The following is a 6,367-nucleotide window of genomic DNA, read 5'->3' on the forward strand; positions in this document are numbered from 1 at the left end:
TTTGCTATGACGGAACGGCTTTATGCTTCGACCGGTTTGCCGCGCAGGGAGAAGGTGTAGGCTTCGGTGATTTCCAAATCGATCATTTGGTTGATCATATCGGGCGTGCCGGTGAAGTTGACTACGCGGTTGTTGGCGGTACGGGCTTGGAGCTGGTCGGGGTCTTTTTTGGAGATGCCTTCGACCAGACAGCGTTGTACGGTGCCGATCATGGTTTGGTTGATGCGGGCGGTTTCGGCTTCGATGACTTCGTTCAGGGCTTCGAGGCGGCGCACTTTTTCGGCGTGCGGGGTGTCGTCCGGCAGGTTGGCGGCGGGTGTGCCGGGGCGCGGGCTGTAAATGAAGACGAAGCTCAAATCGAAGGCGATGTCTTTCACCAGCTTCAGGGTCTGCTCGAACTCGCGCTCGGTTTCGCCGGGGAAGCCGACGATGAAGTCGCTGCTCAGGCACAAGTCGGGGCGGATGGCGCGCAGTTTGCGGATGATGGATTTGTATTCTAAGGCGGTGTAGCCGCGTTTCATCGCGCTCAATACGCGGTCGGAACCGCTTTGAATCGGCAGGTGCAGGTGCGACACCAGCTTGGGCAGGTCGCGGTAGCACTCGATAATCGAGTCGGTAAACTCGCGCGGGTGGCTGGTGGTGAAGCGCATACGTTCGATGTCGGGGATTTCGTGGACGATGCGCAGCAGGGTGGCGAAGTCGCAGATTTCGCCGTCTTCCATTTCGCCGCGATAGGCGTTGACGTTTTGTCCTAAGAGGTTGATTTCTTTCACGCCTTGCTGGGCGAGGTTGGCGATTTCGGTCAATACGTCGTTCAGCGGGCGGGAGAACTCTTCGCCGCGGGTGTAGGGGACGACGCAGAACGAGCAGTATTTGGAACAGCCTTCCATGATGGACACGAATGCTGCGCCGCCTTCGACGCGGGCGGGCGGCAGGTGGTCGAATTTTTCGATTTCGGGGAAGGAAATATCGACTTGCGACAGGCCGCTGGTTTCTTTATCCACAATCATTTTGGGCAGGCGGTGCAGCGTTTGCGGGCCGAAGACGACGTCCACATAAGGCGCGCGTTTGATGATGTTTTCGCCTTCTTGGGAGGCGACGCAGCCGGCAACGCCGATGATGAGGTCGGGATTTTTTTCTTTGAGCGGGCGCACGCGGCCTAAGTCGGAGAACACTTTTTCCTGCGCTTTTTCGCGCACGGAGCAGGTGTTGAAGAGGATGATGTCGGCTTCGTCGGCGTCGGTCACTTGTTCGATGCCGCCGTTTTCTTCGGCGAGTACGGCGAGCATTTTTTCGCTGTCGTATTCGTTCATTTGGCAGCCGAAGGTGCGGATAAATACTTTTTTCATGGTTTGTGTCTTTCTCAGGTAGCCCGTAATTGCGGGGCTGATTGTTATAGAAATCTTTATTTCAGACGACCTTTGGAACGTGGACAGGTCGTCTGAAACGCAGATTCGTCAGGGCGCAAAAATGCGCGGTTGCGCTGCTGCGGCTGCAACAGCCAACCACGCGGTGTGTGTGTTCGGGTCGTCTGAAACGGGCAGGCGGCGGCTTATTGCGCGTCTTTTTTAACCTCGTCGCGGACTTCTTTTTGCGCGGTAAAACGGGAGGCTTCGTCGTCGGTCAAAACCCACACTTCGCGCACGAGGGCGTTGGTGTCGTTGTGTTTGAAGGCGATGGTTTTGCCGGTTTTGCCTGCCAGCCGCCCCATCGGGATGAAGCGGTCGTTTTCGTCGTGGATTTTGGTGAAACGGGTGATTTGCAGCTTGGCGGAATTGCCGTCGGCAATGCCCAGCGTCAAGAGGCGCGTCCATGAGAAGCCGCCACGGCTCACTTTCAGATAAGGCAGTTCGACCTGTTTCAAAACCGCCGCGTCCATATCGCTCGGCAGCTTGCGCTGGGCGGCGTAGGAGACGGTGGAAACCAAAAGGGTAAGCATTAAAATGAATCCGCGTAACATGATGTTTTCTTTATGGTATAAATGGGTGCGGATTATAGCACAAACGCTTCAAATATGAACAGAGTGATTGTTTTTACAGAACAATTTTCATTTTCAGATACGGCGTTGCGCCGTGGCGGTTTGGGCGTGAGGGGTCGTCTGAAACGGCTGGTGCGGGCAATCTGATGATAAAATACCGCTTATTTTTCAGACGACCTCAGAAAGAATCCGCTATGAACCGTAACGAAATCCTGTTTGACCGCGCCAAAGCCATCATCCCCGGCGGCGTGAATTCCCCCGTCCGCGCATTCGGCAGCGTCGGCGGCGTGCCGCGCTTCATCAAAAAAGCCGAAGGCGCGTATGTTTGGGACGAAAACGGCACGCGCTATACCGATTACGTCGGTTCGTGGGGGCCTGCGATTGTCGGACACGCGCACCCCGAAGTCATCGAAGCCGTGCGCGAAGCCGCCTTGGGCGGTTTGTCGTTCGGCGCGCCCACCGAAGGCGAAATCGTCATCGCCGAAAAAATCGCCAAAATCATGCCGTCCGTCGAACGGCTGCGCCTCGTCAGCTCCGGCACCGAAGCGACCATGACCGCCATCCGCCTTGCCCGCGGCTTTACCGGACGCGACAAAATCATTAAATTCGAAGGCTGCTACCACGGACATTCCGACAGCCTGCTCGTCAAAGCCGGCAGCGGCCTGCTCACCTTCGGCAATCCGTCTTCCGCAGGCGTTCCCGCCGATTTCACCAAACACACCTTAGTCCTCGAATACAACAACATCGCCCAACTCGAAGAAGTGTTCGCCCGCAACGGCGACGAAATCGCCTGCGTCATCCTCGAACCCTTCGTCGGCAATATGAACCTTGTCCGCCCGACCGAAGCCTTCGTCAAAGCCCTGCGCGAATTGACCGAAAAACACGGCGCAGTGTTGATTTACGACGAAGTGATGACCGGCTTCCGCGTCGCGCTCGGCGGTGCGCAATCGCTGCACGGTATCACGCCCGACCTGACCACGATGGGCAAAGTCATCGGCGGCGGTATGCCGCTTGCCGCGTTCGGCGGACGCAAAGACATCATGCAATGTATTTCCCCGCTGGGCGGCGTGTATCAGGCAGGCACCTTGTCGGGCAACCCGATTGCCGTCGCCGCCGGCTTGAAAACGCTTGAAATCATCCAGCGCGAAGGCTTCTACGAAAACCTGACCGCCTTGACCCGCCGCCTCGCCGACGGGCTTGCCGCCGCCGCCAAAGCGCACGGCATCGAGTTCACCGCCGATAGCGTGGGCGGCATGTTCGGTCTGTATTTCGCCGCACACACCCCGCAAAACTACGGCGACATGGCGCGCTCCAATATAGACGCCTTCAAACGCTTCTTCCACGGCATGCTCGACCGCAACACTGCCTTCGGCCCGTCCGCCTACGAAGCAGGCTTCGTCTCCGCCGCGCACACGCCCGAGCTGATTGACGAAACAATCGCCACCGCGCATCAAGTGTTCGCGGAAATGGCGAAGTAGGGCGAAGCGCATCCGCAGAAGCAGGTGTGATTTACATAGCAAAGGTCGTCTGAAAACTCGAATTTAGGTTTTCAGACGACCTTTTAAATTTGAAGCGATACCCGAAAAATACCTTATGTTCCCCCGCAAGCCTGATGTCGGTATTCGACAACGCTGTAATCAGGAAGCAGCCGCATCGAAGGTCAACATTCTGCGGCATACAGGAAACAACAATCATATCTGCTTTAAAGGCAAGGTCGTCTGAAAGCCCAAATTCAGACTTTCAGACGACCTTGCCTTGCCTTCCCCTTTCAAACCATCGCTTGATACAACGCAATCATCAGCGGCATGGTGATGACGCACAGTAGCGTCGTGATGCCGTAAATTGCACTGGCTTTACGGGCGTTCTGACCATAAACCATCGCCATTTGGGTAACAGTGGAAGCGGCGGGGCTGACGGTGGCGAGGAAGCTGATAAGGACGACGGTGTCGCTGTGTCCGCCAATGTGGGCTATGCCTGAAACTTTGACAAACACCAGCAGAATCAGCGGGATAAGTATCAGACGCAGGAGGGCAACGAGGTAAATCCGTTTGGAGAGGACGATTTCTTTGAGCGGCAGCGAGGCAATCAGCATTCCGGCAACGAGCATGGCGACCGGGCCTATCATGCTGCCGACGGTGGCGAGCGTGTTGTCGATAATGTGCGGCAGTTTGATTTGGAAGGCAAACATGAACACGCCGGCAAAGATGGACAGGATGTTGATGTTGGTGAATACGGTTTTCCACGCAAGATTGCCGCGCCCGCAGAGCAGCAGGCGCAAGTGTGTCCAGAAAAGGAACATTTGGACGATGATGAAGCCGCTGGTGTAAATCACCCATTGCGGCCCGAAAATAGACATCACCAGCGGGATGATGAGGTTGCCGGAATTGGTGTAAACCGTGGCGGCGTGTTCGAGCATATCGAGCTTGAACACGGTTTTAAAGAGCCTGCCCAGCGTGATCAGCAGGATGTGGAACACGACTGCGAGGGCAACCGAGAGCTTCAATCCGTCAATGATGTCGGGCGTGTTCTCGATTTGGAAGGCGTGAATCATCACCGACGGGCTGATGAGGTAGAGCGCGATGACGGAGAGCGTGCGGCTGTGTTCGGAATTCAAGAGCTTAAACTTCACCAACGCCATGCCCATCAGGACAATCAGGGTCAGCTCGGTGATTTTGCCGGCAAGGAGCAGGGCGGTTTCCATAGCTTATCCGTATCTGAATATAGAAAAGGAATTTTATAGCAAATCGCAGCTTTCGTTATCCATAAAGCCCCAGTTTTCCAAGCTATATCGCCATCACTATGCAGACTCCTATAAATAAAAAGCAAAAGGGTCGTCTGAAACCTATTTAAGCCTTATGCCAAAATACCAGAGCCTTGCCGACAACAAGTACATCATCCTCATACGCAAGAGAATTCTTTACAAAAATTAAAACATTTACTTGCAGTAACAAAATGCCAAATGCATCCGAATAATCAAATTAAAATACCGTTCGTCGCTTTTTTCCCCACAAATTGATAAAAATAGAAATTTAAAATATTTTCTACCAAACAGGGTAATACCCATCAAAAAAACCCAAAAATTAAATTAAAATATCATATATTTCATATGCTTATTATTCTATTGCCATTTATTGCATCAAAATACATTTCAAAAAAATCGAAGAATACAGGCCTATGCGCCCCTGTTCTCACCATAAAAAATGACACAAGCCTTGATTTTTAATTTCGTACTTTTACAATATGCATTGAAACTTTTCTTGGCGATTATTAAGTTCCAGCCCGAAACGGCATAATCCTTTTACAGTTTACGGGGAGCCGCCGGAAAAGCATCAACGTCCTTACACCCACCATACAAAGGTAAAAAACATGAAAAAATTCAATGTAAAAGTATTGAGCATGGCTGTTACGGCAGCCGTAGCAAGCGGCGCAGCGGGAGCGGCTGAACAAAACTTTGCAGCAGCGGTTGGCGGCAAAGACGATCAAGGTCAAGCAGCGTTTTTTACTGTCTTCGGCGAAGGCACAACATATGATAAAGATACCGGTAAGCTGACTTTCAAAAAAGATAGCGATGCTCTGCTTTTGAAAACCTTAGAGTTAGAACAAACCATTAATGGTTTTGCTTCCGGTTCGGATTTCATCACAACTGATGCCAATGGTAACAAAACCGTCCGTAAAGCCACCAATGAAGATATCGAAGCCGACAGCCTGAAAGGTGTAGGCTTGGCAGGCGACCTTGACAACTTGGCAAATGCTTTAGATGATCAAGACGAAACCATCGAAGAACTGAAAACTGCCATTACCACCAATGGTACCCGTATTGCCGAAGTTGCTACGGGTGTGAACAAGCTGAATGAATCAGTCGCCGATATGGGTAAAGAAATTTCCACCAAATTTAACGAAGTGGACAGTGAAATTTCCAAAGCTTCATCCGAGCTTTCCGACTCTGTTGAAAAAGTAAGCGAAGACGTAACCGCAGTAAACACCCGTGTGGACAGCCTGGCGCAAGACACAGCAGATGCCAAAGCCGCTGCCAAAGCCGCCGAAGACAAAGTAACCGAACTTTCTGCCAATGTTGACAGCAAAGTAAAAGAAGCCAAAGATGCCGCCGATAAAGCCGTAGATGCAGCTTCTAAAATCGACGCAGTTGCAGATAAAGCCGACAAGGCAAGCAAAGGCGTAGCAGGTCTGACTGAAGCTTTGGACGCCAACCGTAAAGATATTGATGCCAATAAACAAGGCATCGTTGACTTGGCGAAGGGCTTGCAGCTTGCTGCAGAGGCTGTAGAAGACAATCGTAAAGATATTGATGCTAATAAAGCGGCAATCGCTGAAAATACTGCTTCTTTGAAAGAACAAGAGGAAGCTAATGAAGGCTTCAACAATGCGATT

4 protein-coding genes and 1 pseudogene are annotated in these 6,367 nt (G+C 52.3%); 2 read left to right on the forward strand and 3 right to left on the reverse strand.

Annotated elements, in window-relative coordinates:
• Positions 1-20 precede the first annotated feature (20 nt).
• The gene (gene miaB / locus NSCA4_RS0111075; protein WP_016688182.1) at positions 21-1,349 is read right to left on the reverse strand and encodes a tRNA (N6-isopentenyl adenosine(37)-C2)-methylthiotransferase MiaB; all 1,329 of its coding nucleotides are present in this window, start codon (positions 1,347-1,349) and stop codon (positions 21-23) included.
• A 203-nt stretch (positions 1,350-1,552) separates the two neighbouring features.
• Positions 1,553-1,960, reverse strand: coding sequence for a hypothetical protein (locus NSCA4_RS0111080; protein ID WP_003743789.1), 408 nt, complete (start codon positions 1,958-1,960; stop codon positions 1,553-1,555).
• Positions 1,961-2,172: 212 nt separating this feature from the next.
• On the opposite strand from NSCA4_RS0111080, the gene hemL reads away from it, so the two are divergent.
• The gene (gene hemL / locus NSCA4_RS0111085) at positions 2,173-3,456 is read left to right on the forward strand and encodes a glutamate-1-semialdehyde 2,1-aminomutase (protein WP_016688183.1); all 1,284 of its coding nucleotides are present in this window, start codon (positions 2,173-2,175) and stop codon (positions 3,454-3,456) included.
• A gap of 290 nt (positions 3,457-3,746) precedes the next feature.
• Here the strand turns inward: hemL and NSCA4_RS0111090 are convergent, their stop codons facing one another.
• Positions 3,747-4,679, reverse strand: a complete 933-nt coding sequence (locus NSCA4_RS0111090) for an AEC family transporter (RefSeq protein WP_016688184.1) — start codon at positions 4,677-4,679, stop codon at positions 3,747-3,749.
• A 665-nt stretch (positions 4,680-5,344) separates the two neighbouring features.
• Here NSCA4_RS0111090 and NSCA4_RS0111095 point away from each other — a divergent pair.
• Positions 5,345-6,367: pseudogene (locus NSCA4_RS0111095) on the forward strand (outer membrane insertion C- signal); the annotation flags it as partial.

It is taken from the genome of Neisseria sicca 4320 (assembly GCF_000193735.1).
In the GTDB taxonomy this organism is placed as follows: domain Bacteria; phylum Pseudomonadota; class Gammaproteobacteria; order Burkholderiales; family Neisseriaceae; genus Neisseria; species Neisseria sicca_E.

Bases quoted from the DNA above. Each gene is read 5' to 3' on its own strand.
- miaB (WP_016688182.1), bottom strand. From the start codon at position 1,349: ATGAAAAAAGTATTTATCCGCACCTTCGGCTGCCAAATGAACGAATAC.
- NSCA4_RS0111080 (WP_003743789.1), bottom strand. From the start codon at position 1,960: ATGTTACGCGGATTCATTTTAATGCTTACCCTTTTGGTTTCCACCGTC.
- hemL (WP_016688183.1), top strand. From the start codon at position 2,173: ATGAACCGTAACGAAATCCTGTTTGACCGCGCCAAAGCCATCATCCCC.
- NSCA4_RS0111090 (WP_016688184.1), bottom strand. From the start codon at position 4,679: ATGGAAACCGCCCTGCTCCTTGCCGGCAAAATCACCGAGCTGACCCTG.